The sequence below is a fragment of the Allobosea sp. genome, assembly GCF_017308015.1.
Taxonomy (GTDB): Bacteria; Pseudomonadota; Alphaproteobacteria; order Rhizobiales; family Beijerinckiaceae; genus Allobosea.
In genome coordinates, this window is the sequence record NZ_JAFKFW010000035.1 from 19,568 (window position 1) to 43,740 (window position 24,173).

22 protein-coding genes and 1 pseudogene are annotated in these 24,173 nt (G+C 67.0%); 13 read left to right on the forward strand and 10 right to left on the reverse strand.

All coding sequences use genetic code 11. The annotated features are described in order from the left end of the window. Positions 1 to 83 precede the first annotated feature (83 nt). Positions 84 to 1,424 (forward strand): omega-aminotransferase AptA, encoded by a 1,341-nt coding sequence (gene aptA / locus J0I42_RS22050; RefSeq protein WP_291658099.1) that lies wholly within the window; start codon positions 84 to 86, stop codon positions 1,422 to 1,424. 135 nt (positions 1,425 to 1,559) lie between these two features. On the opposite strand, the gene J0I42_RS22055 is transcribed toward aptA, so the two are convergent. Beyond that, a complete protein-coding gene (locus tag J0I42_RS22055; RefSeq protein WP_291658101.1) occupies positions 1,560 to 2,054 on the reverse strand; it encodes a peptide deformylase in 495 nt (164 codons plus the stop codon). A gap of 79 nt (positions 2,055 to 2,133) precedes the next feature. After that, positions 2,134 to 2,907 carry an SDR family oxidoreductase gene (locus J0I42_RS22060; RefSeq protein WP_291658102.1) on the reverse strand — a complete coding sequence of 258 codons (774 nt, stop codon included), beginning with the start codon at positions 2,905 to 2,907 and terminating at the stop codon, positions 2,134 to 2,136. Positions 2,908 to 3,024: 117 nt separating this feature from the next. Here J0I42_RS22060 and J0I42_RS22065 point away from each other — a divergent pair, with 117 nt between their 5' ends. Beyond that, a complete protein-coding gene (locus J0I42_RS22065; protein ID WP_291658104.1) occupies positions 3,025 to 3,927 on the forward strand; it encodes a LysR family transcriptional regulator in 903 nt (300 codons plus the stop codon). 10 nt (positions 3,928 to 3,937) lie between these two features. Here J0I42_RS22065 and J0I42_RS22070 read toward each other — a convergent pair whose 3' ends face one another. From J0I42_RS22070 to J0I42_RS22085, 4 genes are all read right to left on the reverse strand, one after another. Continuing rightward, positions 3,938 to 6,139, reverse strand: a complete 2,202-nt coding sequence (locus J0I42_RS22070; protein WP_291658105.1) for an FAD-dependent oxidoreductase — start codon at positions 6,137 to 6,139, stop codon at positions 3,938 to 3,940. A 23-nt stretch (positions 6,140 to 6,162) separates the two neighbouring features. Beyond that, positions 6,163 to 7,371 carry an acetyl-CoA C-acetyltransferase gene (locus tag J0I42_RS22075; RefSeq protein WP_291658106.1) on the reverse strand — a complete coding sequence of 403 codons (1,209 nt, stop codon included), beginning with the start codon at positions 7,369 to 7,371 and terminating at the stop codon, positions 6,163 to 6,165. Positions 7,372 to 7,511: 140 nt separating this feature from the next. Next, positions 7,512 to 9,299 (reverse strand): acyl-CoA dehydrogenase C-terminal domain-containing protein, encoded by a 1,788-nt coding sequence (locus J0I42_RS22080; RefSeq protein ID WP_291658108.1) that lies wholly within the window; start codon positions 9,297 to 9,299, stop codon positions 7,512 to 7,514. Between the two features lie 224 nt (positions 9,300 to 9,523). Further along, positions 9,524 to 9,982 (reverse strand): MerR family transcriptional regulator, encoded by a 459-nt coding sequence (locus tag J0I42_RS22085; protein WP_291658109.1) that lies wholly within the window; start codon positions 9,980 to 9,982, stop codon positions 9,524 to 9,526. A gap of 354 nt (positions 9,983 to 10,336) precedes the next feature. Here J0I42_RS22085 and J0I42_RS22090 point away from each other — a divergent pair, with 354 nt between their 5' ends. The 3 genes from J0I42_RS22090 to J0I42_RS22100 all read left to right on the forward strand — a co-directional run bounded on the left by J0I42_RS22090 (position 10,337) and on the right by J0I42_RS22100 (position 15,609). Continuing rightward, positions 10,337 to 13,678 carry a hypothetical protein gene (locus J0I42_RS22090; protein WP_291658110.1) on the forward strand — a complete coding sequence of 1,114 codons (3,342 nt, stop codon included), beginning with the start codon at positions 10,337 to 10,339 and terminating at the stop codon, positions 13,676 to 13,678. Positions 13,679 to 13,912: 234 nt separating this feature from the next. Then, on the forward strand, positions 13,913 to 14,842 hold the full coding sequence (locus J0I42_RS22095; RefSeq protein ID WP_291658112.1) for a sulfite exporter TauE/SafE family protein: 930 nt from the start codon (positions 13,913 to 13,915) through the stop codon (positions 14,840 to 14,842). After that, the gene (locus tag J0I42_RS22100) at positions 14,839 to 15,609 is read left to right on the forward strand and encodes a TIGR02186 family protein (RefSeq protein WP_291658113.1); all 771 of its coding nucleotides are present in this window, start codon (positions 14,839 to 14,841) and stop codon (positions 15,607 to 15,609) included. Before J0I42_RS22095 ends, J0I42_RS22100 begins: the two co-directional genes overlap by 4 nt. Here the strand turns inward: J0I42_RS22100 and J0I42_RS22105 are convergent. Further along, positions 15,606 to 16,748, reverse strand: a complete 1,143-nt coding sequence (locus J0I42_RS22105; protein ID WP_291658114.1) for a molybdopterin molybdotransferase MoeA — start codon at positions 16,746 to 16,748, stop codon at positions 15,606 to 15,608. The genes J0I42_RS22100 and J0I42_RS22105 overlap by 4 nt on opposite strands. Between J0I42_RS22105 and J0I42_RS22110 the strand changes: the two genes are divergently transcribed. The 4 genes from J0I42_RS22110 to J0I42_RS22125 all read left to right on the forward strand — a co-directional run bounded on the left by J0I42_RS22110 (position 16,716) and on the right by J0I42_RS22125 (position 18,887). Next, entirely contained in the window at positions 16,716 to 17,003 is a 288-nt protein-coding gene (locus J0I42_RS22110) for a hypothetical protein (protein WP_291658116.1), read from the forward strand. The genes J0I42_RS22105 and J0I42_RS22110 overlap by 33 nt on opposite strands. After that, the gene (locus J0I42_RS22115; RefSeq protein ID WP_291658118.1) at positions 17,000 to 17,257 is read left to right on the forward strand and encodes a sulfurtransferase TusA family protein; all 258 of its coding nucleotides are present in this window, start codon (positions 17,000 to 17,002) and stop codon (positions 17,255 to 17,257) included. The genes J0I42_RS22110 and J0I42_RS22115 overlap by 4 nt, the downstream gene beginning before the upstream one ends. Positions 17,258 to 17,288: 31 nt before the next feature. Further along, positions 17,289 to 18,404 carry an Mrp/NBP35 family ATP-binding protein gene (locus J0I42_RS22120; RefSeq protein ID WP_291658120.1) on the forward strand — a complete coding sequence of 372 codons (1,116 nt, stop codon included), beginning with the start codon at positions 17,289 to 17,291 and terminating at the stop codon, positions 18,402 to 18,404. 81 nt (positions 18,405 to 18,485) lie between these two features. Continuing rightward, positions 18,486 to 18,887, forward strand: a complete 402-nt coding sequence (locus tag J0I42_RS22125) for an SRPBCC family protein (RefSeq protein ID WP_291658121.1) — start codon at positions 18,486 to 18,488, stop codon at positions 18,885 to 18,887. Positions 18,888 to 18,894: 7 nt separating this feature from the next. Here the strand turns inward: J0I42_RS22125 and mobA are convergent, their stop codons facing one another. Beyond that, complete coding sequence (gene mobA, locus J0I42_RS22130; protein ID WP_291658123.1) at positions 18,895 to 19,512, reverse strand: molybdenum cofactor guanylyltransferase MobA; 618 nt, start codon at positions 19,510 to 19,512, stop codon at positions 18,895 to 18,897. A 9-nt stretch (positions 19,513 to 19,521) separates the two neighbouring features. Further along, positions 19,522 to 20,037: a DUF2478 domain-containing protein gene (locus J0I42_RS22135; protein ID WP_291658125.1), complete on the reverse strand. Its 516-nt coding sequence runs from the start codon at positions 20,035 to 20,037 to the stop codon at positions 19,522 to 19,524. A 161-nt stretch (positions 20,038 to 20,198) separates the two neighbouring features. On the opposite strand from J0I42_RS22135, the gene J0I42_RS22140 reads away from it, so the two are divergent. The 3 genes from J0I42_RS22140 (at position 20,199) to J0I42_RS22150 (ending at position 23,083) form a co-directional block, all read left to right on the forward strand. Continuing rightward, positions 20,199 to 21,455 carry a peptide ABC transporter permease gene (locus tag J0I42_RS22140; RefSeq protein WP_291658126.1) on the forward strand — a complete coding sequence of 419 codons (1,257 nt, stop codon included), beginning with the start codon at positions 20,199 to 20,201 and terminating at the stop codon, positions 21,453 to 21,455. A 92-nt stretch (positions 21,456 to 21,547) separates the two neighbouring features. Next, positions 21,548 to 22,531, forward strand: coding sequence for a threonine ammonia-lyase (locus tag J0I42_RS22145; protein ID WP_291658127.1), 984 nt, complete (start codon positions 21,548 to 21,550; stop codon positions 22,529 to 22,531). Between the two features lie 30 nt (positions 22,532 to 22,561). Further along, positions 22,562 to 23,083, forward strand: coding sequence for a GNAT family N-acetyltransferase (locus tag J0I42_RS22150; RefSeq protein ID WP_291658128.1), 522 nt, complete (start codon positions 22,562 to 22,564; stop codon positions 23,081 to 23,083). Between the two features lie 17 nt (positions 23,084 to 23,100). Here the strand turns inward: J0I42_RS22150 and J0I42_RS22155 are convergent, their stop codons facing one another. Next, positions 23,101 to 23,412 carry a DUF882 domain-containing protein gene (locus J0I42_RS22155; RefSeq protein WP_291658129.1) on the reverse strand — a complete coding sequence of 104 codons (312 nt, stop codon included), beginning with the start codon at positions 23,410 to 23,412 and terminating at the stop codon, positions 23,101 to 23,103. A 452-nt stretch (positions 23,413 to 23,864) separates the two neighbouring features. On the opposite strand from J0I42_RS22155, the pseudogene J0I42_RS22160 reads away from it, so the two are divergent. After that, a pseudogene (locus J0I42_RS22160) lies at positions 23,865 to 24,173 on the forward strand (amidohydrolase); the annotation flags it as partial.

A 24,173-nucleotide genomic window follows, 5' to 3' on the forward strand; every position in this document is an offset into this window, starting at 1 on the left:
GCAGCCTTGAGCCGCCATGATGGCGATTTACAGGCCGCTGGCTCCTGCTAGCTTTAACCAAGGTTAATCCACAGGGGTTTCGAATGACGTCCGCATCCTCCGCCATCGCCACGCCGAATGATCTCGAAGCCTACTGGATGCCGTTCACGGCCAACCGCTCCTTCAAGAAGGACCCGCGCATGGTCTCCCGCGCGGAGGGCATGTTCTACTATACGCCGGACAACAAGCCCGTCATGGACGGTACCGCGGGTCTGTGGTGCTGCAATGCCGGCCATGCCCGCGAGCCGATCATCCAGGCGATCCAGGCGCAGGCGCGTGACCTCGACTACGCCCCCTCCTTCCAGTACGGCCACCCGAAGGTCTTCGCAGCAGCGGCGCGGATCGCGGCGCTGGCGCCGGGGGATCTCGACCATGTCTTCTTCGCCGGCTCGGGCTCCGAGGCAGGCGACTCAGCACTCAAGATCGCACTGGCCTACTGGAACGTCACCGGCAAGGCCGCCAAGACCCGCCTGATCGGCCGTGAGCGCGGCTATCACGGTGTCGGCTTCGGCGGCATCTCGGTCGGCGGCATGTCGAACAACCGCAAGTTCTTCGGATCGCTCCTCACCGGCGTCGACCATCTCGCCCATACCTACGATCGGGAGAAGCAGGCCTTCAGCAAGGGCGAGCCGGACTACGGCGCCCATTTCGCCGACGATCTCGAACGCATCGTCGCGCTGCACGACGCTTCGACCATCGCGGCGGTCATCGTCGAGCCGATGGCCGGCTCGACCGGCGCCCTGCCACCGCCGAAGGGCTATCTCAAGCGCCTGCGCGAGATCTGCGACAAGCATAACATCCTGCTGATCTTCGACGAGGTGATCACCGGCTTCGGGCGTCTCGGCTTCGCCTTCGCGGCCGAGCGCTATGGCGTGATCCCCGACATGATCACCTTCGCCAAGGGCGTGACCTCCGGCACCGTGCCGATGGGTGGCGTGATCGTGCGCAAGCACATCTACGACGCCTTCATGGGCGGGCCCGACAACGTCATCGAGCTGTTCCACGGCTACACCTATTCGGGCCATCCGCTGGCCGCGGCCGCCTGCCTGGCGTCGCTCGACATCTACCGCGACGAAGGCCTGTTCGAGCGGGCCCGCGCCATGGAAGGCGCCTGGGCCGACGCGGTGATGAGCCTGAAGGGCGAGCCGAACGTCGTCGACATCCGCACGCTGGGGATCGTCGGGGCCGTCGATCTCGCCCCCCGTGCCGACGGTATCGGCAAGCGCGGGTTCGAGGCGATGGACCGCCTTTTCCGCGAGGAAGGCCTGATGGTGCGGACGGCCGCCGACACCATCGCCTTCTCGCCGCCGCTGATCATCACGGAGTCGCAGATCGACGAACTGATCGGCAAGCTGCGCCGGGGGATCCGTTCGGTCGCGAACTGATCGACGATCTGCCAGCGTCATTCTCGGGCACCGCGCAGCGGTGACCCGAGAATCTCTTCCCGGAAGGCGCTCTTTTCTGCATGAGATGCTCGGGTCAAGCCCGGGCATGACGCCCTACGCCCGAAGGGCGTCTCCCTATCCCCGCCGCAGCTTATTGTATCGCGCGATCAGCCGGTCGCGCTTGAGACGCGACAAGCGGTCGATCCAGAAGATGCCGTCGAGCTGGTCGATCTCATGCTGATGGCAGACGGCGAGCAAGCCATCCGCCTCTTCGATCTGCTCCGTCCCGTCGAGATCATGATAGCGCACGCGGATTTTGGCGTGGCGCTCCAGCTCGTCCGTCACACCCGGCATCGAGACGCTACCTTCCAGATGACGGATGGTCTCACGCGAGACGCCGTCCAGCACCGGATTGGCATAGGTCCGGACATCGCCGGGCGTCAGCTCCAGAACGACCAGCCGCAGCGACACGCCGATATGCAGCGCGGTGATGCCGATGCCGGGCGCCGCCCGCATCGTATCCAGCAGATCGGCCGCAAGCTCGCGCAGATCGGCATCGAAGCGCGTGACGGGCGCTGCCGCCACGCGCAGACGCGGATCGGGAAAGCTCAGGATTGGACGTGGAGGCATGCGTAGGCTCGGTCTTCGCTATCCCTGTTCGGTTCCCGCTTCCTAACGGATCGCGGGTCCCGCCCCCAGTGGGGCATTCTCACTTCGTCGTGTAGCCGCCATTCACAAGGATCGTCTGGCCGGTCATCCACCAGCCATCCGAGACGAGGAAGCGGATCCAGGGCACGATATCCTCGATATCGGTCAGGCCTGTCTTGGAGAAAGGCGAGAGAGCGGCGGCCGTCTTGTGATAGGCGACCGCGTCGGCGCCTTCGGCGGGATAGAAGAACGGCGTGTCCATCGGCCCCGGCCCGATCGCCGTCACCGAGATGCCTCGGGTGCCGAACTCCTTGGAGGCGGCACGGGTGTAGTGCTCGACCGGCGCCTTGGTGCCGGCATAGCTCGCATAAAAGGGCGTGAAGGCGCCGAGCAGCGAGGTCACCAGCGTGCAGACCTTGCCATTGTCGCTGACATGCTTGCCGGCCTCCTTGAGGAAGAAGAATGCTGTCTTCGAATTGACCGCGCTCATGTCGTCGAACTCGGCTTCGCTGATCTCGACCATCGGCTTCTTCAACACTTTGCCGACCGTGTTCACGGCGATATCGATCGAGCCCATCGCCGCTCTGGCATCGGCGAAAAGCTTCTCCATCGCAGCCGCGGAGGTCAGGTCGGCCCGGAAGGCATAGGCGTCCGCGCCGGCCGCCTTGATCTCGGCAAGTGTCTTCTCGGCTTCGGCCTTGGCCGGCGCGCTGTTGTAGTGGATGGCGACGGCCTTCGCGCCCTGCGCGGCCAGGTCTTTCGCCAGCAGGCCTCCCAGATTCTTGGCGCCCCCGGCGATCAGAACCGTCTTACCCTTGATGCCGTGATCGGCCATCGCATGCTCCCGTCAGCCCGCAATCGATGACCACAAGATATCGTTCCGAAATCGGCTATAAAGATTTTGATCAGGACATCACTGATCAGACAATCCGAACAATCAGGGAGCGCCGATTTGGATCGCATCGACCTCTTCCGCATCTTTGCCCGCGTGGTCGAATGCGAAAGCTTCACCCAGGCCGCCAAGGCGCTCGGCCTGCCGCGTTCCTCGGTCTCGGCCGCGGTGGCGGCACTTGAACAGAGGATCGGCACCAGGCTGCTCCAGCGTACGACGCGGCGCGTATCGGCGACGCAGGACGGCTCAGCCTTCTACGAGCACTGCGCCCGGCTCGTCGCCGATGTCGAGGAAACCGAGGCGCTGTTCCGCCACAGCACCTCAAGCCCTGTCGGGCGGCTCAGGATCGACGTACCGGGCCGGATCGGGCGCCTGATCATCGCGCCGGCCCTGCCGGACTTCCTCGCCCGCTATCCCGAGATCGACATTGATCTCAGCGTCACCGACCGGGCAAGCAACCTGATCGAGGACGGTATCGACTGCGTGTTGCGCGTCGGTCCCTTGAACGATTCCGGGCTGATCGCGCGCTCCGTCGGAGAATTGCCACTGATCAATGTTGCGAGCCCCGGCTATCTCGCCTCGCATGGAACGCCGACTGACCCCGACGAACTCGATGGGCACAGGGCCGTCAACTACGCCTCGCCGACGACGGGGCGGATCGAGCCCTGGGAATGGCTGGAGGGTGGCGCGCTGCATACCCGCGCCCTGCCCGGGCGTGTCACCGTCAACAGCGCGGAAGCCTATATCGCCTGCTGCCTCTCCGGGCTCGGCCTGATCCAGATCCCCGCCTATGACGTGGCTGAGCATCTCGCCGCTGGCGAACTCGTCGAGGTGATGCCCCGGCACCGGGCCGCGCCGATGCCGATGACATTGCTCTATCCCCACCGCCGGCACCTGTCGCGCCGGCTGCAGGTCTTCGCGGACTGGCTCGTGGCGCTGCTGCGCACGCGGCTGGCGACATGAGCCGGAAGGCTCAGGCCGCCTTCTTCTCGACCGTGCCGTAGAAGCTCTCGCCGGTCTTGGCCATGCGCTTCAGGAGGCGGTTCGGCTTGAACCGCTCGCCGTGGCTCTTGGCCAGCTTCTCGCAGAGCCTCACGAAGGCAGCCGCGCCCATATTGTCGATATAGGAGAGCGTGCCGCCCGAGTACGGCGCGAAGCCGAAACCGATGATCGAGCCGACATCGGCCTCGCGAGGGTCGGTGACGACGCCTTCCTCATAGGTCTTCGCGGCTTCCAGCGCCTGCGTGACCAGAAGACGATGCTTCAGTTCCTCCATGTCGACGCTTTCGGGATCGAGCCGCTTGCCGACGAGTTCGGCGAGGCCCGGCCAGAGCCGCTTCGGCCCGGCTTCCGGATAATCGTAGAAGCCCTTGCGGTTCTTGCGGCCAAGGCGGCCGTGCTTCTCGACCATGTCGGCGAGCAGCTTCTCCTGCGCCGGATCGACCGCGCCGTCGCCGAGCTGGGCCTTGGTCGCCTTCAGCACCTTGTAGGCGAGATCGACGGCGACCTCGTCATTGAGCGAGAGCGGACCGACCGGCATGCCGGCCTGCTTGCCGGCAGCCTCGATCATCGCCGGCGGCACGCCTTCCATCAGCATGAGATGGCCTTCGCGGATGTAGTTGCCGACGCAGCGATTGGCATAGAAGCCGCGGGTGTCGTTGACGACGATCGGCGTCTTCTTGATGGCGCGGACGAAGTCCAGCGCCATGGCGAGCGCCTTCTTGCCGGTCTTCTTGGCCATGATGACCTCGACCAGCAGCATCTTCTCGACCGGCGAGAAGAAATGGATGCCGATGAAGTTCTTCGGCCGCTGGCTGGTCTCGGCGAGGCCGGTGATCGGCAGCGTCGAGGTGTTGGAGCCGAAGATCGTTCGCGGGCCGACCACGGCCTCGACCTTGGCGATGACCTCGGCCTTGACCCTCGGGTCCTCGAACACGGCTTCGACGATCAGGTCGCAGCCCTTGAGATCGGCATAGTCGGCAGAGGCCTTGATACGGCCCAGCAGCGCGTCGCGATCGGCGGTCTTGGCGCGGCCCTTCATGATCTGGTCGGAGACCAGCTTGTGCGAATGAGCCTTGCCCTTCTCGGCTGCCTCGATGTCCTTGTCGACCAGCACGACCTCGAGGCCGGCATTGGCTGTGACATAGGCGATGCCGGCGCCCATGAAGCCCGCGCCGATGACGCCGACCTTCTTGAGCTTGGACGGCGGCACGTCGGCCGGGCGGCGGGCGCCCTTGTTCAGCTCCTGCATCGAGACGAAGAGCGAGCGGATCATCGAAGCCGCCTCCTTCGTCCGCAGGATCTTGGCGAAGTAGCGGCTCTCGACCTTGAGGCCGAGGTCGATCGGGAGCTGCAGGCCCTCATAGACCGCGCAGAGGATCGCGCGGGCGGCCGGATAGTTGTCGTTGGTCTCGCGGCGATAGATTGCGTTGGCCGGCGGCCAGATCTGCATACCGGCCGGCGAATGCACCTTGTTGGAGGGCAGCTTGAAGCCCTTCTGATCCCAGGGTTGCGTCGCCTGCGGGTTGGCCTTGAGCCAGTCCTTGGCGTTCTGGATGATGTCGGCGCGCGGGGTGACCGCATGGACGAGGCCGGAATTGCGGGCCGGCAGCGCCTTCACCTGCTCGCCCTTGAACATCATCTGGAGCGCGTCGCCGGTCTGCATCAGGCGGGCGACACGCTGGGTGCCGCCGGCGCCCGGAAACAGCCCGACCTTGATCTCGGGCAGGCCGACGCGGGTCGAGGCATCGTCCGAGACGACCCGGTACTGGCAGGAGAGCGAGAGTTCGAAAGCGCCACCGAGGCAGACGCCGTGAATGGCCGCGGCAAAGGGCTTCCCGCAGGTTTCGAGCTTGCGATAGAGCAGCGAGAGCTTGCGGCTCTCGTCGAAGAAGCTCTGCATCGCGACTGCCTCGCCCTTCTCCCTGACGAGCTTCACATAGAGGTCGCGCAAGCCCTGGAGCATGGTGAGGTCGGCGCCGCCGGAGAAGCTCTCCTTGCCGGAGGTGATGACGCAGCCCTTGATGGCCTCATCGCCCGCGACCTTGTCGACGATCTGGTTCAGCTCTTCCATCACCTCGGGGGTGATGACGTTCATCGAGCGGCCCGGCATGTCCCAGGTCGCGACAGCGATGCCGTCGGCGTCGGTCTCGAAGCGGAAATTGGTGAGGTTCATGATCTCTCTCCCTGCCCTTCCGCTCAGACGCGCTCGATGATGGTGGCGACGCCCATGCCGACGGCGACGCAGAGCGTCACCAACGCGGTCTGCTTGTCCTGCCGCTCCAGCTCGTCGAGCACGGTGCCGAGCACCATCGCGCCGGTCGCGCCGAGCGGATGGCCCATGGCGATGGCGCCGCCGTTGACGTTCAGGATGGCGTCGTCGATGTCGAGCGCCTGCTGGTAGCGCAGCACGACCGAGGAGAAGGCCTCGTTCAACTCGAAGAGGTCGATGTCCTTGATGGACATGCCCGCCTTCTTCAGCACGCGCTCGGTGACGTCGATCGGGCCGGTGAGCATCAGCGCGAGATCGGAGCCGACCGTGGCGAAGGCCTTGATGCGGGCACGCGGCTTCAGGCCCGCAGCCTTGCCGGCCTTCTTCGAGCCGACGAGCACGGCAGCCGCGCCATCGACGATGCCCGAGGAATTGCCGGCATGGTGGACGTGGTTGACGAACTCGACATCCGGGTGCGCCGAGGTCGCGACCGCGTCGAAGCCACCCATCTCGCCCATCTGGACGAAGGAGGCCTTGAGCGCGGCCAGCGCCTGCATGTCGGTGCCCGGCCGGATCGTCTCGTCGCGGTCGAGGATGATGAGGCCGTTGACGTCGGTGACGGGGATCACCGAGTTCTTGAAGCGGCCTTCGGCCCAGGCCTTTGCAGCGCGCTGGTGCGAGCGCACGGCGAAGGCGTCGACATCGTCGCGCGAGAAGCCGTATTTGGTCGCGATCAGGTCGGCCGCGACGCCCTGCGGCATGAAATAGGTGTCGATGGCGACTGATGGATCGACCGCAATGCCGAAGCCGGAAGCGCCCATGCCGACGCGCGACATCGACTCGACGCCGCCGCCGATCGCCATCTCCTTCTGGCCGGACATGACCTGCGCCGCGGCGAGGTTTACCGCATCGAGGCCCGAGGCGCAGAAGCGGTTAATCTGCACGCCCGGCACTTCCTTGCCGTAGCCGGCCTTGAGCGCGACGGTGCGGGCGATATCGGCGCCGGCCTCGCCGACCGGGTCGACGCAACCCATCACCACGTCCTCGACGAGGAGCGGATCGAGATCGTTGCGGTCCTTGATCGCGCGCAGAGCCTGGGTGCCGAGCTCGATCGCGGTAACTTCATGAAGCGAGCCGTCGGCCTTGCCCTTGCCGCGCGGCGTCCGGACGTGATCGTAAATGAATGCGTCTGCCATCGAGGGATCTCCCTGGGCTGCCGCGACCCGGCGGCTTGTTTTCCTGCCGGACGTCGTGGTCGGCTTGAGCCGACCATCTTCCTATCCGGCGAACTCATCAAGATATGCCCGGGTCGAGCCCGAGCATGATCGCAGTTCGATCAGAACTGCTCGACGCTCAGCGCCATCGTCGTATCCGCACCGGAGGTGATGCGCGCCAGATGGGCGGCGGTTTCCGGCAAGGTGCGCTCCATGAAGAAGCGGGCCGTGACCAGCTTGGCGCTCATGCGCTCATCGGCACCGGCCTTGAGCTTTTCCTGCGCGGCCTTGGCCATCTTCACCCACATGTAGCCGAGCGAGACCAGACCAAGCAGATGCATGAAGTCGCTGGCGCCGGCACCGGCATTGTCCGGCTTGGCGAGGGCGTTGTTCATGAACCACATCGCCGCTTGCTGCAGATGGCCCAAGGAGACCTGGAGCGGCCCGAGCAACGGCTTCAGCGCCTCGTCCTCGGCATTCTCCTTCAGGAAAGTCCCGACCTCGTTGAAGAAGGCCATGATGCCGCGGCCGCCGTCGCGGCCGAGCTTGCGGCCGACGAGGTCCATCGCCTGCACGCCGTTGGCGCCCTCGTAGATCATGGCGATGCGGGCATCGCGGACGAACTGCTCGACGCCGGTCTCGGCGATATAGCCATGGCCGCCGAACATCTGCTGTGCCTTCACCGCGTTGTCGAAGCCGATATCGGTTAGCACGCCCTTGAGAACCGGAGTCATCAGGCCGAGCTGGTCGTCGGCCGCCTGGCGCTCGGCCGCATCGCCGGAGCGATGGGCAATGTCCGACTTCAGCGCGTTCCAGAGCACGAAGGCGCGGGCCGCTTCATTGAAGGCCTTGATCGACATCAGCGTGCGGCGCACGTCCGGGTGGACGATGATCGGGTCGGCCGGCTTGGCCGGCTCCTTGGCGCCGGTCAGCGCGCGGCCCTGCAAGCGCTCCTTGGCATAGGCGACGGCATTCTGGTAGGCGACCTCGGACTGGGCGAGGCCCTGGATCGCGACGCCGAGGCGGGCCTCATTCATCATCACGAACATGGCGTTGAGGCCCTTGTTCTCGGCCCCGACCAACCAGCCCTGCGCGCCGTCATAGTTCATGACGCAGGTCGCGTTGCCGTGGATGCCCATCTTGTGCTCGATCGAACCGCAGGACACGCCGTTATTGGCGCCGACCGAGCCGTCGCTATCCAGCTTGTTGCGCGGCACGACGAAGAGCGAGATGCCCTTCACGCCGGCCGGCGCACCCTCGATGCGGGCGAGCACGAGGTGGACGATGTTCTCGGTGATATCCTGCTCGCCGGCCGAGATGAAGATCTTGGTGCCGGAGATGGCATAGGAGCCGTCGCCGTTCGGCACGGCCTTGGTCTTGAGCAGGCCGAGATCGGTGCCGCAATGCGGCTCGGTCAGGTTCATGGTGCCCGACCAGGTGCCGTCGATCATCTTCGGCAGATAGGTCCGCTTGATCTCGTCGGAGCCATGGACGTAGAGCGCCGCGATCGCGCCCATGGTCAGACCCGGATACATGGCGAAGGCCATGTTCGCGGCGGAGGCGTATTCGTTCATCACGGCGCCGAGCGTATAGGGCAGGCCCTGGCCGCCATATTCCGGATCCATGGCGAGGCCGATCCAGCCGCCGCCGGCATAGGCCTGATAGGCCTCCTTGAAGCCCTTCGGCGTGGTGACGCGGCCGTCGGGATGGCGCGTGCAGCCTTCCTGGTCGCCGGAATAATTGATCGGCTGGAGGACTTCCTCGCAGAGCTTGGCGCCCTCGCCGAGCACGGCCTCGATCACGTCGGAGGACGCGTCGGCGAAGCCCGGCAGGTTGTTGTAGCGCTCGATGTTGAAGACGTCGTTGAGCAGGAAAAGCGTGTCCTCGACGGGCGCCTTGTAGACCGGCATCGAATCCTCCCTCTCGTCGCAAGGCGGCGCCTGATCGCTGTCGCCGCATCAATATAGTTCATATATAAACAATATCGGCCAAATTGCAACTCCGACGATGCGATGTTGTGATCCTCGGAATGGCGTAAGCGTGACGCGACAATAAAAAAACCCCGGCGAAGCCGGGGTTTTGGGGAGGCCGATGTCAACCCGAACGCGCTGGAACCCGCGCCGGGAAGCGCCGTTCAGGCCTTGCCGAAACGGGAGAGGGACGCCTCAAGTTCGGCGATCGCGCCTTCGATCTCGGCGCGCTGGCTGCGGAGCAGGTCGAGTTGCTCCACGATCTGCTCGCGGCTGAGCTGAAGGCCCCCGACGGAAGCCGCCGCTTCGCCAGCTCCACCCTTCTTGTCTTCGTTGGCGAGCATGGCGCGGATCTCGACGAGCGTGAAGCCGAGCTGCTTGCCCTTGAGGATCAGGGCGAGGCGCGCCCGGTCGCGCGCCGAATAGATGCGCGTCATGCCGGAACGGCTCGGTGAGATCAGGCCGCGTGCTTCATAGAAGCGTAGCGTGCGCAACGTCACCCCGAAATCGCGGGCGAGGTCGCTGATGGTGAAATCGCCGGCTTGTTCGGCGTCGGCAGAGGCGGCGGCGGAGCGGGTTTCATGAATCGGAGAACCCGCCATAGCCAAGCTTTGGCGTGACATGAAAGCTGCAATCCTTGCGATTGGATCGAATCGCCGACCTTCTGGCGGCATCGATCGATGGCTCAGTGATACGGAACACGCTCTCGCTGCGTCAGGTAATACGTCGCCGGCACGGGGTAAGTTACCGTTACATGCTCGTGAAAGACGCCTTCCCATGGGGCATTCGTAGAAAATTAACGATCGAGCCCCCGGCTATTAACCCGCTGTTTACCATACCGGCCAAATGTCGGGAACGCGCATCGGCGTCGTGGCTTCGGCAACGGCCCTTCACGATCAGCCCAGATTCGCGCGGAAGGCGACGGCACCAGGGGGCCTCGCCCGCTGCAGACAACGTCCCCTTAGGCGAGCGAGATCATGGCCAACAGCTTGCCCTGGAGCGTGAAGGGCGTCGACCCCCGGACACGCGATGCGGCAAAGGCGGCAGCCCGCCGGGCGGGCATGACGCTGGGCGAATGGCTCGACCACAAGATTCGCGACGAGAGCGAAGAGGCACCTGCCTCGGCCGCCCCGGAACAACTCGACATCGCCGCCCTGTCGGAGCGGCTGGCGAGCCTGTCGCAGGGTCGGACGGACACGGCGCCGCGACAGCCCGTTTCCAACCCGTCACGCGGCGCGATCGAGAGCCTCGTCGGCCAGGCGGCTGCCCTCGAAAGCATGACCCGCGAAGCCAATGCCCGGACTGCCGGCGCGCTGGATTCCATCACCCGCTGGATCGAAAAGACCGAAGACCGCCTGTCGTCGAGCGAGCGCGGCGCCGCCGAGCGGCAGGAACGCGCCACCAACGTCATCGCCGACGCGATCAAGACGATGGGCGAGCGCATCGCTGAGATCGAGCGCCGCGGCATCGAGGCACAGCAGACGCGCGCGGAACAGACTCCCCGCCTCGCCTTCAGCCGCGAAGGTCTTGCCGCCGCCGTCACCGACATCCGCACGCGCCAGCGTTTTCTCGACACCGACGCGACCGTGACCGCCCGGCCGGCGGCCGTCGCGCCCGAGCGCGTTTCGGCGCTGAGAGAAGACCTGCGCGAGATCGGCTCGCGGCTCTCCTGCGAAGGCCGTCCGGCACAGCCGCAACGGCCTGCTGCCCCCGCCCGCGTGGACACCGGCGCGATCGAGGCCAGGATCGGCCTGCTGGCCGAGCGCCTCGACAGGCTCGACCGGCGCGACCAGTTCGAGCCCCTTCTTAAGCCGCTTACCCGCATCGAGGCGGAGGTCTCGCGACTGTCGCAGGACCGGGCCGGCGAAAGTTATCAGCGCTTCCAGCTCGAGATCGCGCATCTGGCCGCGAAGGTCGATGCGCTCGCCACCCGCGGCGGCCAGATCGCCAATCTCGACCCCGTGCGGCGCGACATCGCGGAACTCCGGGATCTCCTCGGCGCCGGCGGGCAGGACCGCAAGCTGGAAGACCTGTCCCAGCAGGTCGCAACGCTCGGCTTCGAGATCGGCCGGCTGCGCGACGCCCGCCCCGACATGGGCGAGCTGCGCAGCCTGGCCAGCGCCATCGACGACGTGCGCAGCGTGGTATTGTCGCAGCGCGACGAGATTCCCGGTACGAGCCTGCTGAGTTCCCTGGCGACGCAAGTCGACGCCCTCTCGTGCAAGTTCGACGAGATCGCCACCCAGAAGCTGAGCGAGAGCGGCTCCTCGCAGCAGAGCGACTACCTCGCCAGCCGCATCGACTCGCTGCAGCAGCGGATCGAGTTCCTGGTCGAGCACGGGCCATCCAACGTGACCCGGCAGATCGAAGCCCTTTCGGGCCGGATCGAAAGCCTCGCCGCCTCGACCCAACTGACGCAGATGATCGGCGACGGCGTGGCTTCTGTCGACCTCAACCCGATCGAGCAGATGTTGCGCCATCTCGCCGAGAAGATCGACGAGGCCGGCGCGCCCGGCGCGAACGCCGAAGCCTTCGATGCGCTCGAGCGGCAGATTTCCGGCATCGCCAGCCGCCTCGACGAGGCATCCGCGACCCGCTCGGCCGAGAACGGCATGGAGCGCACGCTACAGGACCTCGTCGTTCACCTGCGTTCGATGCGCGAGGAAACGGCCGCCGAACGGGCCGCGCTCGCCCAAGCAGCCAGTACAGCGGCCTCAGGCCCGGGCATCGCCGAACTCTCGAACCTTGTGACGGGTCTGCGCGACACCCACGTCTCCTCCGACAGCCAGACGCGGGACGCGCTCGGCGCCGTCCATGGCTCGCTCGAGACGATCATGTCGCGGCTCGCCAGCCTCGAAGCCGAGCTGCAGGGCGAACGCCGTCCGCCCGAGAACGGGCTGGCAGCAGCGATGCGGGCCGGGGATGCCGCTGTGCGGAGCAGTGCCGCACCCGCCCGCGACAATCCCGGCCTTTCGGTCGGCGTAGCCGCGCAGGATCGCTTCGCCATGCCGGTCGGCGACCCCGCCCGCAGCGAACCCACCCTGCCGGGGAGTGCCGCCTTCGACATTCCGCTGGAGCCCGGCTCCGGACGTCCGCGTCCCGAGGCTACGATCGGTACCGGCCAGGACCCGCAATCGGTCCGTCAGAGCCTGATCGCCGCCGCACGGCGCTCAGCCAAGGCCGCGAGCGAAGCGGCCGCCACCGCCCCTGCGCCGGCCGCGGAGCCGTCGGCCAAGAGCTCGGGCCGGCTCAAGGACATCCTGGAAAAGCGCAAGCGCCCGCTGCTGCTCGGCCTCGCCGCGCTGATCCTCGCCATGGGGACGGCGCATCTCGTCACGTCGTCACTGCGCGGCAACGGCGGCAAGACCGTCAATACCGAAGCGCGCAGTCTGATCGCGCCGCCGTCCGCCCAGCCCGAGGCTACTCCCGCTGCGCCGGCACAGGCCGCTCCCACCAAGGACCAATCCTCGGCTCTGCCCTCCACTCCGCAGGGAGTGCAGGACCAGCCCGCCGCCAGCAACGCCGTGCCAGAGCGCTCCGTCACCGCCTCGGCCGTGCCGGCCTCGGCTGAAACCGTACCGGCGGCACCTGCCGCATCGACCGAACCGGCACAGCTCGTGACCGGAATCGGCGAGCTGCCGGCCGGGTTCGGCAGTGCCGGCCTGCGGAAGGCGGCCCAGGAGGGCGATGCGCGCGCGGTCTACGAGCTGGCAACCAGGGCCGCCGACGGGCCGGCCCACCAGCGGGACACCAAGCTGGCGCTGCGGCTGTTCGAGCGCGCGGCCGTCGCAGGCCTCGCCCCGGCCCAGTTCCGTGTCGGCAACATGTTCGAGAAGGGCATCGGAACCCAGCGCGACCTGTCGCTTGCCCGGATCTGGTATCAGCGCGCCGCTGAGCGCGGCAACGCCAAGGCGATGCACAACCTCGCCGTGCTCCATGCCGAAGGCGTCGCCGGCAAGCCGGATTACGCCATGGCGACGGAGTGGTTCCGCCGCGCCGCCGAGCTTGGCGTCCGCGACAGCCAGTACAATCTTGCCGTGCTGCTCGGACGCGGCCTCGGCGCGCCGACAGACCTCGCCCAGTCCTTCATCTGGTTCTCGGTCGCGGCCAGCCAGGGCGACGAGGATGCCGGGCGCAAGCGCGACGAGGTAGCACAGCGCCTGAAGCCTGAAGACCTCGCTACGGCCAAAGCGACAGCGGCGAGCTGGAAGCCCAGGACGCTCGATGCCGCCTCGAACGAAGTGACTCCGCCCGCCAAGGGCTGGGATCCCCAGCCGACCGCGGCGGCACCCAAGCCGGCCAAGCAATCCCGGACCTGAGTCTCATTGCGGAACGTCATGCTTTCGACGTGTTGACGCGCGAGGAAGAACAATCGTTTCCTAGGGCGGGCCGGAAGCGGCCCGCCTTTTTCCTTTTCGAACCCAGCCCAAAAACTCCGGCAAGGCCCGCAAGGTTGGCCGTGAGCTTTGTCAGGGGCTCTTAACCCAGACCGTCTAGTCTGGGGCTCATCAGGCGCATGCAGACGTCCATGCGCCGCCTTGCGAGGGGTAAGCGTGCAGATCTACCTGCCGATCGCCGAGCTGCCGATCAGCGTCCTGATGGTTCTCGGCCTGAGTGGTGCGGTGGGTTTCATCTCCGGCCTGTTCGGCGTCGGCGGCGGCTTCCTGTTGACGCCGCTCCTGATCTTCCTAGACATCCCGCCGGCTGTGGCGGTCGCGACCGTCGCGGCGCAAGTCGCGGGGTCCTCGATGACCGGCGTCCTCACCTATCTCCGGCGCAAGGCGCTCGACCTCAAGCTCGGCGGCGTGCTGGTCAGCGGCGGCATCCTCGGCACCGTCCTCGGCGTGCTGTTCTTCAATGCCATGCGCCGGCTCGGCCAGCTCGAACTCGTCATCACGCTGTCCTATGTCACGCTGTTTTCGATCATCGGCGGTCTGATGCTCTACGACGCGCTGCGTGCGATGCTGCGCGTCCGGGCCGGCAGGCCGGCGCGGCTGAAACGGCGCGGCGGGATGCATCCCTGGTGGATGGGCCTGCCCTTCCGCCAGCGCTTCTATCGCTCCGGCCTCTATTGCAGCGTGCTGCCGATCGCCTTGCTCGCCATCGTCATCGGCTTCATCGGCGCCGTGCTCGGCGTCGGCGGCGGCTTCATCCTCGTCCCCGGCCTGATCTATTTCTTCCGGATTCCACCGGCCGTGGTGGTGGGCACCTCGCTGTTCCAGATCCTAGTAACGATGACCGGCGCGACAGTGCTGCATGCGGTCACCAATCAATCGGTCGACATCGTACTCGCCGTGCTGCTGCTGGTCGGCGGCGTGATCGGCGCGCAGTTCGGCGGACGGGCGGCGCGCAATCTCAACGTCGAATCCTTCCGCCTTCTGCTGGCCTTGCTGATCCTGTCGGTAGGCTTGCGCTTCGCGATCGAGCTCTTCATTCCACCGAGCGAGCCCTTCTCCGTCGTCGTGCCGGAGAGCGGACGATGAGGTGGCTCGCTGCAATCCTCGCCGCTTTCACGATCGGGGTTACGGCCGGGACAGCCCATGCCGAGACGCTGATCGCGGCAATGTCGAGTCACCAGATCCAGATCACCTCCAACTATACCGGCAGCCAACTCACAGTGTTCGGGCTGGTCGAGCGCGACGGCCGGACGGTCGCGCGCGGTGACCCTTACGATATCATCGTCACGGTGCGCGGCCCCCGGCGCATGCTGCTGGTGCGCGAGAAGGAGCGGCTCGGCCCGATCTGGATCAACCGGACGCAGCGGCGCTTCCCGGACAATCCGGTCTTCCTGCATGTCGCCAGCAATCGGCCGATCATGGAAATGATGAGCAGCGAAACCGCGCAGCGCGACCGCATCGGCCTCATCAATGCCGAACGCCCCTCCGGCAGTTGGGTCGATCTCGACCCCGGCTCGCGGCGCTTCCGCGAAAGCCTTGTCCGGATCATGCAGGGCAAGGACCTCTACAGCTACGTGGAGCGGGGCGTCACCTTCCTGTCGAGCGCGCTGTTCAGTGCGCCGGTCGATATCCCCGCGACGGCGCCGACCGGATCTTATACCGTCGACATCGTGCTTTATTCCGGCGGTGTGCCGCTGGCGCGGCAACAGACACATTTCGAGGTGATCAAGACCGGCATCGAGCAACGTCTGGCACTCGGCGCCTATGACTGGGCGCCACTTTACGGGCTCGCCACTGTACTACTGGCGCTCTTTCTCGGCTGGGGCGCGAGCGTGATCTTCCGGCGCGACTAGAACAGTTCCGCGTAGGGCAGGAAGGACGCGGCCTCTCCCGCCTCGACCTGCGCCACATCCTCCGCCAGCACCACGAGCCCGTCAGACTGCGCGAGCGAGGCGAGCGAACCTGCCCCCTCGCCCCGGTGCTTGCGCGCGATGACATCACCATCGGCCCCGTATTCCAGCGACACGCGCAGAAACTCTCGCCGGCCCGGCTTCCTGGCATGCGCGAAGCCCAACCTGACGGGCCGGGCGATGGGGGGGGCATAGCTCTCCCCGGCCAGCCGGGCGATCAGTGGGCGGGCAACGAAGGCGAAACCGACGAAGACCGCGACCGGATTGCCGGGCAGGCCGATGAAGGGCGTGCCGGCGACACTGCCGATCGCGATGGGCTTGCCCGGCTTGATCGCAACACGCCAGAGATCAAGCGTACCGCAAGTCAGAACCGCATCCCTGACATGATCGGCCTCGCCGACCGAAACCCCGCCGGAGGTGAGGACAAGATCGCAATCGCACGCCGCCTCGCGCAGCCGCTGCCCAAGGCCTTTTGCCTCGTCCCGTAGGATGCCGAGATCGACGACCTCGGCACCGGCCCGCACCAGCATGGCCAGCAACATCGCCCGGTTGGCGTCGTAGATCGCCGCCGGACCGAGGAGCCCTCCCGGTTCCGTCAGTTCATCGCCGGTCGAGAACAGCGCGACACGCGGACACCGGCGCACAGTGACATGGGCCAGCCCAAGCGCCGCGAGCAGCCCTAGATCCGGCGGGCGCAGACGCCGGCCGGCTGACAGAACCTCCTGCCCGCATGCGACATCTTCGCCGGCCCGACGCAGATTGGCGCCGAGGACGATGCCCGCCGGCAAAACGACCGCGCCGTCGCTCGCGACGACATCTTCCTGCATCACGATGGTATCGGCGCCCTCGGGAACCGGAGCGCCGGTGAAGATGCGCCAGGCACCATACTCCAGCGCCGCTCGCGCCTCGCCGGCCATCGTCCGGCCGCGGACAGGCAAGCTCGTCGCCGCACCGGCCGCGAGATCGGCGAAGCGGATGGCATAGCCATCGACGGCGGAATTCGCGAAAGGGGGCAGGTCGCGCGGCGCGATCAGCGCTCGCGCCAGCACATGACCGTCGGCTTCGGCGAGCGGAAGTTCCACCGTGCCGGCGACCGGATGTACACGCGACACCGCATCGGCCGCCGCTTCATCGAGTGTGACGAGTCCGGAATCGGTCCGGCCGCCGCCCAATCGCGCCATCACGGCCCCCGTCTGCTTCGGCCGTTCGACCGCATCGTCACCCGGTTTCTCCTGATCGATCGCCTCTTCATCGGCGGCGCCGCCGCCGGGGTCAAGCGCCCTGCGGCAAGGCGACGGTTGCTGCCGCCCGCCCGGCCGTCCTATGAAGCAGCATGACGACAACGGCCCCGGCGGGCGCGACCATCGATACCATTCCGCTCGACCTGCGCGGCCTGAAATGCCCGCTCCCGGTGCTGCGCGTCCGCAAGGCGCTCATCGCCGCGCGGGCCGGCAGCATCATCATCGTGCACTGCACCGATCCGATGGCGGCGATCGACCTACCGAACCTCGCGCGCGAGACCGGGAGTGCCATCGAGCGCCAGGGAGATATGGATGGGGCGCTCGTCTTCCATATCCGCAAGGCAGCCTAGCCGCCCGGACCAGCCAACGGAGTGCAACGAAGTGACCGTCTCCCAAGCCGATGTCCTGCGGGCACTTGAACTGGTGAAGCTACCGGCAAGCGGGCAGTCGCTCGCCGCCTCCGGTCGCATCGGCGACATCCTCGTCGATGGTGGCAAGGTGATCTTCGCGATCGGCATCGACGCGACGGAAGCCGCAGCGATGGAGCCGGTACGCAAGGCGGCCGAAAGCGCCGTCGGCGGCCTGCCTGGGGTAACGCAGGTACTGGTCGGGCTCACCGCCGACAAGGCCGGCCCCTCGGCCGGGATGCAGGCCCGCCAGCAGGCGCAGCGCCCCGGACCGGGCGGCGCGCCGAGACCTGCCGGCGTGCCGGGCGTGAAGCAGATCATCGCAGTGGCCAGCGGCAAGGGCGGCGTCGGCAAGTCGACCACCGCCGCCAATCTCGCGGTGGCACTCTCGACGCTCGGCCTCAAGGTCGGCGTGCTCGATTCCGACATCTACGGGCCGTCCATGCCGAAGATCTTCGGCATCAAGGGCAAGCCGCAGATCGTCTCGGGCCGGACACTCGCGCCGATGGAGGCATACGGGCTCAAGGTGATGTCGATCGGTTTCCTCGTCGATGAGGAGACGCCGATGATCTGGCGCGGGCCGATGGTGATCTCGGCGATCACCCAGATGCTGCGCGAGGTCGCCTGGGGCGATCTCGACGTGCTCGTCGTCGATATGCCGCCCGGCACCGGCGATGCCCAGCTCACCATGGCGCAGCAGGTGCCGCTCGCCGGCGCCGTCATCGTCTCGACGCCGCAGGACCTTGCCCTGCTCGACGCGCGCCGCGGCGTCGCGATGTTCAGGAAGGTCGCCGTGCCGATCCTCGGCCTCGTCGAGAACATGAGCTATTTCACCTGCCCGGCCTGCGGACACCGCTCCGACATCTTCGCCCATGGCGGCGCTCGGCACGAGGCCGAGCGGCTCGGCATTCCCTTCCTCGGCGAAATCCCGCTGGCCATGCCGATCCGCGAGACCTCCGATGGCGGACGGCCGATCGTCGCCAGCGATCCCGCAAGCGCCCATGCCAAAGCCTATGTCGCCCTTGCCCGACAGGTCCAGGCAGGTCTCGGCGGCGCTGTCCGTGCGGCGCCGCGGATCGTCATCGAGTAGCATTCGGCAGGCGCCGCGGCTGACGACTTGACATACAAGCTCTTTTGTTCTTCTTTTGTTCGCTGATCGGAAGGACAGAGCATGGCTATCCATCGCGCCCGCCATATCGGGATCGGCATCAAGCGCCCGGTGGAGGAGGTCTACGCCTTCCTTGCCGACCCCGCGAATTTCCCGCGCTGGGCGGAAGGCCTCGGCCATAGCTTCGTGCAGGTCGAGGGCATGAGCTGGCGGACCGAGACCCCGATGGGGCCGATGCGCGTCCTGTTCAGCGAACCGAACAATCGCGGCGTGCTCGACCATGTCGTCATTCCCGAACATGGTCCGGCGATGCACAACCCGATGAGGGTCGTCGCCAATGGCGACGGGGCCGAGGTCGTGTTCACGCTGTTCCAGCGCGACGGCATGTCCGACGACGAGATGGCCCGGGATGCGGCCATGGTCAGCCGCGACCTCGCGGCGCTGAAGACGCTGCTGGAAGGGTAAGGCGCAGTCAGGCCATGCCCGCCAACAGCCGCTCGGCCTCGTCGAGGTCCTCAGGCGTGTTCACGTTGAAGAAGGGATCGATGGGCTCGGCCGGCCACTCGGCGACGGCGACGCCTTGAGCTTGCGTCCAGCGCCCGAGCCTGCGTTCCCCTGCCGCCAATGCCCGGCGCAGATCCTCCCGCAACGCAGCTGGCCAGAGGCCAATCGCGTGGTGCTGCCGCCCGCCCGAGGCAGCGCACGCGAGCGACATGCCGGCGGCAGTCCTCGCTTGATGCAGGCGCACCGTCAGATCACCGGGAATGAAAGGCGTATCGGCTGCAACGCTCAGCAGCCAATCGGTTTGCGGCCGATGCGCGGTGAGCCAGTCGAGGCCGGCGAGGATGCCGGCGAGAGGCCCGGCGAAATCCGGCAGGCCATCGGCGACAACCGGCAGGCCGAATGCAGCCAGACGCGCTGGATCGCCATTGGCGTTGAGCAGGAGATCGTCGCACTGGCCGCGCAGGCGATCGACGACATGGGCCAGAATCGGCCGGCCAGCGAGCGGTTTCAGCGTCTTGTCGCCACCACCCATGCGCCGGGCGAGGCCACCCGCGAGGATCAGGCCGATCGTGCGCGCTTCCGCCATGCCGATCGATCAGGCCGCGACGGAGGTCGCAGCCAATGCCCAGCGCTCCACCGCCTCCGCGTCCGGCGCCAACTCGAGCCAGTCGTCGCCGGCGAACTCGCGCCAGGCCGGCAGGAAATCGCTGCGCACGGCGATCAGCAACGGCAGCCCCGCAAGCAGCGTGCCGGCGATCTCCTGGCGCAGGCCCTCGCCCAGGGCCTCCTGCTTGCCGAAGCGGTTGACGATCACGAGATCGACGCGCCCGGCCAGCGCATCGGAGAAAGCGACCGCCGCAGCCGCAAGACCGGTCGCATCGAGATGGCAGCCCGCAGCGCCCGATCCGAGATCCTGACTGATCGGAAAGCGCCGCCCGCTCGCCACATCCTCCAGCGACATCGCCATGCAGCGATCGTCGCAGATCGCATCATTGTGCTGGACCACGCCGCCGAGGCGCAGACCCTGCCGCTTCAACCGGCCGACAAGGCCGTGCATCAAGGCATCGATCGCGAAGCCGCTCGCAAAGGGGATGGCTGCCAGCATGGTCATGCCGATTTCTCTCACGAACGACGCCGCCCCACCAGAGGCGATAGCGCCGCGCCCCCGATCCCGCCGAAGAGATGCTGCGACAGTGTTGCGCCGCACCTACAGCCGGGGACGCCCGTGCCCGCTAGGGTGAAGGCCGAGGCCCGTGACTCCCGCCGGAACGCATGATCCGAAACAACGCCCAAGCCCCACTCGATCCGGCGACCGACGCCGCGCTGCTGCTGCGGCGCATCGGCTTCGGCACGCTGGCGCTCGTCCTGCCACTGGCCGCGCTGGTGTCGCGCCGGGCCGCCGTCGTGCTGGTGCCGATCGGCATCGCCCTGCTGATCATTGCGGCCTTGATCGAGGACCCTCGCAAATTCGCCGGCACGCTCCGGGCTCTTCTGGTCAGCCGCCCGGGCCTGATCCTGATCGGGCTGATCGCGTGGGCCTTCCTGTCGCTGGTCTGGAGTCCATTTCCGGCCGCGGCCGTCGAGAAGGCCAGCAATCTGATGCTCGCGGCTGTGCTCGGCTTCGTGGGCCTCTCCGCCCTGCCCGAGCGGATGCGCTCCTCGAACCTCAATCTCGTCGCGCTCGGCACCGGCAGCGCCGGCATCTTCGCGCTGGGGCTGATCGCGGTCGCAGCGCTGCGCCATGCCGAAACGCCGCCCGGCGCCGTCGAGCGCGGCGTCTCGATCATCCTGATCATGGCTTGGCCGGCGCTGGCCTGGCTGCTCTCGCGCGAGCGCGGACTGAGCGCGCTCGGGCTGGCGCTCGTCGTGACGCTGCTGGCCCTGACGCGTTTCGAGGATGGCGAGACGGTGGCGATGATTTTCGGCGCCGTCGCCTTCGGCGCCGTTACCGCCAGTCCCGAGCGTGCGGCGCAGATCATCGCCACCATCGTCGCCGGCTTGATGCTGTTCGCGCCGATCCTGCCCTTCCTGATGGCGCCGCTGGTCTCGATCCTGCCCGACAGTGCCGATGATTTCGCGCAGATGCTCTCGATCTGGGCCGACGTGATCCGGCAATCGCCGATCGAAGTGATAACCGGACATGGCCTCGACACGGTCCTGCGCGGGCAGATGAACGGCACGCTGCCACAGCCGGCTCCCGCGACGCTGCTGTTCGAGACCTGGTACGAGCTCGGGCTCGTCGGGGCCGCGGCCGGGGCAGCCTGCCTCTATTTCGCGATCCGCGCCGCTGGGCGCATGACCGGGGCTCTGGCGGCCGGTGGCGTCGCCGCCTTCACCACCGCCTTCGCGCTCAGCGTCTTCGGGTTCGCGCCGCTGCTGCCCTGGTGGCTCATGACCCTGACCGCCGTGATGTTGCTCTTCGGCGCCATCGCGCGAGGCCAGTACCGGACCGACCGCCCCGCCGTGCCGCTATCGGCGCGGGCGCCCAACCATATGCGCCCGAAGGCCGGTCAGCCGCCGGCCCCCTAGCGCCTGCCCGAATGGCCTGAGCTTGACGGCCCGGCCTCCGGCGCGCTCTCGTTCCGCCGGACCGGAATCGCCCGGCGGAGGACCTGAGCGCCATGCCAATCGACGTCACCGCATTCGACGTCACCCTTGCCGACGTCCAGGCTGCCGCAGCGCGCATCGCCGGCAAGGTCCGCCGCACGCCGACCTATTACAGCGCCGGGCTTTCCGCGCGGCTCGGCGTCGAGACCTGGGTGAAGATCGAGAGCCTGCAGCTCGGCGGCTCGTTCAAGGTTCGCGGCTGCTACAACAAGCTGATGGGGCTGAGCGAGGCGGAGCTCACGCGCGGTGTCGTCACGGTATCGGGCGGCAATCATGCGATCGCCGTCTCCCTCGTCGCACGCGCGGTCGGTACGCGGGCGCTCGTGCTGATGCCGAAGGCGACGCCGGCGCTCAATATCCGCCTGACAGAGGAGGCCGGCGGACAGGTCGAGCTCTGTGAGGATTCCGTCGCCGCCTTCGCCAGGGCCGAAGATTATGCGGCGCGAGGCATGACCCATGTCCATTCCTATGACGACCCGGCCATCATCGCCGGCCACGGAACGCTCGGCCTCGAACTGGCAGCCGATGCCGGCGGGCGGCTCGACCATGTCTTCGTCTCGGTCGGCGGCGGGGGCTTCGCGGCGGGGGTCGGAGCGGCTTTGAAAGGCCTCGACCCCGCCGTGCGCCTGCATGGTGTCGAGACCGAAGGCGCGACCACGATGACGCAGGCGCTGGCGGCCGGCGAACCGGTGGCGATCCGCCCGACCTCGATCGCCCGCACGCTCGGCGCCCCCTTCGCGACGAAGCGCACCATGGCGGCGGCGCGCCAATTCCTCGAGGAGATCATCGTGGTGCCCGACGCCGAAGCCGTTCGCGAGCTCGTCTGGGTCCTCCAGAACGGGCGGGTGCTTCTGGAGCCGGCGGCGGCCTGCGTGGTTGCAGCCGCATTGGCGCGCAAGGCCAGCTTCCGATCCGACGAGAGGATCTGCCTCGTGCTTTGCGGCTCGAATGTCGCCCTCGACGATATCGAAGGCTGGCGCAAGAACTTTGGCATCTGAGCCGACCCCGCCGCCAATCGACAACCTGCCGTGACCGCCCGATCGATCCCGACGCTGCAGACGCACCGCCTCGTACTGCGACCGATGGTCGAGGCGGATTTTCCGACCTATGCTGCCCTCATGACGTCGCCGCGCGCGGCAGGGTTCGGCGGGCCCCTGTCAAAACGACAGGCTTGGGGGCTGTTCTGCCACGACATCGCCTGCTGGAGCCTATACGGCCATGGCGGACTGATGATCGACCGGCGCGCGGACGGCCTCTGCATCGGCCAGGTCGGCATCAGCCACGGTCCGCTTTTCCCGGAGAAGGAGCTGGGCTGGCTGCTCTATGAAAGCCATGAGGGGCGAGGTTACGCCACCGAAGCCGCCGCGGCGCTGCGCGACTGGGCTGCGGCAGCGCTCGAGGTCTCCGAACTGGTCAGCTATATCGCGCCGAACAATGCAGGTTCGATCGCCGTGGCGGAACGGCTCGGCGCCGTTCGCGACCTCGTAGCCGATAGGCCCGATCCGAAAGATCTGGTCTATCGGCACGACCTCACGACCGCGCGTCGCTAGGAGCGCGCAAGGATGCATCAATTGTTGTTGCGGGCAAGCCGCGCATAGCGGCTGCGCTTGCTGGCGGAAGCGTAACGGGTGCGCTTGTGGCCGTACCAGGAAGCCTCGCGCGCACCGACATCGGCGTGAACAAGGCCGTTTGAATAAGTCCCGACACCGCCGACGCTCTCGATCGCACGTGCCGCAGCCGCTGCCTTGCGCGCCGACGTCGCCATCGGCCGGAAATCGACCGCCCTGCCGCTGTAGTGCTGCGAGTGACGGGCATGCCGGCCGCCGCAGGTCGAAGTGATCTGAATCGGACCGATCTTCGCGACGAGTTCGGCGATCATCGCCTTCGTTTCGGATTTGAGGCAACCGAGGCCTTTGACCTGCGGCTGGAAGGAGATTTTTTCAGGCGTGACATCAGCTAGAGCGGCAGCAGGCAAAAAGCCGCACAGTAACGCAAGCAACGACAAGCGACGCATCATCTACCAAACATGTAAGGGGGATTTGGAAAGGATCAGGCCAGATAATCTCGATGGCCCGAGCGGATGCCGCCTCCGCTAATCGTCAAGCAAGGCCAAATCATGGCTACAGCGTTCTCAGATTATTTCACAATCGCGACCCAGTTCCATCCGTTCGTTCAGGAACCGGCCCACTGACCTTCCGAGATGCGCCCGCCATTCCTCCAAGGCCCATCCCCTGCGCGCCACCGGCTTGGACAGCCGGCCCGCGGCTGGGCTAGCCTGCGGGACGGCACCCGTTTTCTGCGCGGTCGCCCCATACCATCTCAGAGGTTACGATGCCCAAGACCGACATCATCGCGGCGCTCACCCCGGAAATCACCGCGATCCGCCGCGACATCCATCGCCACCCCGAGCTGATGTACGACGTTCACCGGACCGCGGGCCTCGTCGCCGACAAGCTCAGGGAATGGGGCGTCGATGAAGTGGCCACAGGCGTCGGCCAGACCGGCGTCGTCGGCGTCATCAAGGGCAAGGGCCAGAATTCCGGCCGGGTCATCGCCATGCGCGCCGACATGGACGCGCTGCCGATCCATGAGGAGACCAATCTCCCGCATCGCTCGACCGTGCCCGGCAAAATGCATGCC

Excerpts from the sequence above, each read along its gene's own strand:
- aptA (WP_291658099.1), top strand. The coding sequence starts at position 84 with ATGACGTCCGCATCCTCCGCCATCGCCACGCCGAATGATCTCGAAGCC.
- J0I42_RS22055 (WP_291658101.1), bottom strand. The coding sequence starts at position 2,054 with ATGCCTCCACGTCCAATCCTGAGCTTTCCCGATCCGCGTCTGCGCGTG.
- J0I42_RS22060 (WP_291658102.1), bottom strand. The coding sequence starts at position 2,907 with ATGGCCGATCACGGCATCAAGGGTAAGACGGTTCTGATCGCCGGGGGC.
- J0I42_RS22070 (WP_291658105.1), bottom strand. The coding sequence starts at position 6,139 with ATGAACCTCACCAATTTCCGCTTCGAGACCGACGCCGACGGCATCGCT.
- J0I42_RS22075 (WP_291658106.1), bottom strand. The coding sequence starts at position 7,371 with ATGGCAGACGCATTCATTTACGATCACGTCCGGACGCCGCGCGGCAAG.
- J0I42_RS22080 (WP_291658108.1), bottom strand. The coding sequence starts at position 9,299 with ATGCCGGTCTACAAGGCGCCCGTCGAGGACACGCTTTTCCTGCTCAAC.
- J0I42_RS22085 (WP_291658109.1), bottom strand. The coding sequence starts at position 9,982 with ATGTCACGCCAAAGCTTGGCTATGGCGGGTTCTCCGATTCATGAAACC.
- J0I42_RS22090 (WP_291658110.1), top strand. The coding sequence starts at position 10,337 with ATGGCCAACAGCTTGCCCTGGAGCGTGAAGGGCGTCGACCCCCGGACA.
- J0I42_RS22100 (WP_291658113.1), top strand. The coding sequence starts at position 14,839 with ATGAGGTGGCTCGCTGCAATCCTCGCCGCTTTCACGATCGGGGTTACG.
- J0I42_RS22110 (WP_291658116.1), top strand. The coding sequence starts at position 16,716 with ATGACCGTCGGCTTCGGCGAGCGGAAGTTCCACCGTGCCGGCGACCGG.
- J0I42_RS22115 (WP_291658118.1), top strand. The coding sequence starts at position 17,000 with ATGACGACAACGGCCCCGGCGGGCGCGACCATCGATACCATTCCGCTC.
- J0I42_RS22125 (WP_291658121.1), top strand. The coding sequence starts at position 18,486 with ATGGCTATCCATCGCGCCCGCCATATCGGGATCGGCATCAAGCGCCCG.
- mobA (WP_291658123.1), bottom strand. The coding sequence starts at position 19,512 with ATGGCGGAAGCGCGCACGATCGGCCTGATCCTCGCGGGTGGCCTCGCC.
- J0I42_RS22135 (WP_291658125.1), bottom strand. The coding sequence starts at position 20,037 with ATGACCATGCTGGCAGCCATCCCCTTTGCGAGCGGCTTCGCGATCGAT.
- J0I42_RS22140 (WP_291658126.1), top strand. The coding sequence starts at position 20,199 with ATGATCCGAAACAACGCCCAAGCCCCACTCGATCCGGCGACCGACGCC.
- J0I42_RS22145 (WP_291658127.1), top strand. The coding sequence starts at position 21,548 with ATGCCAATCGACGTCACCGCATTCGACGTCACCCTTGCCGACGTCCAG.
- J0I42_RS22155 (WP_291658129.1), bottom strand. The coding sequence starts at position 23,412 with ATGATCGCCGAACTCGTCGCGAAGATCGGTCCGATTCAGATCACTTCG.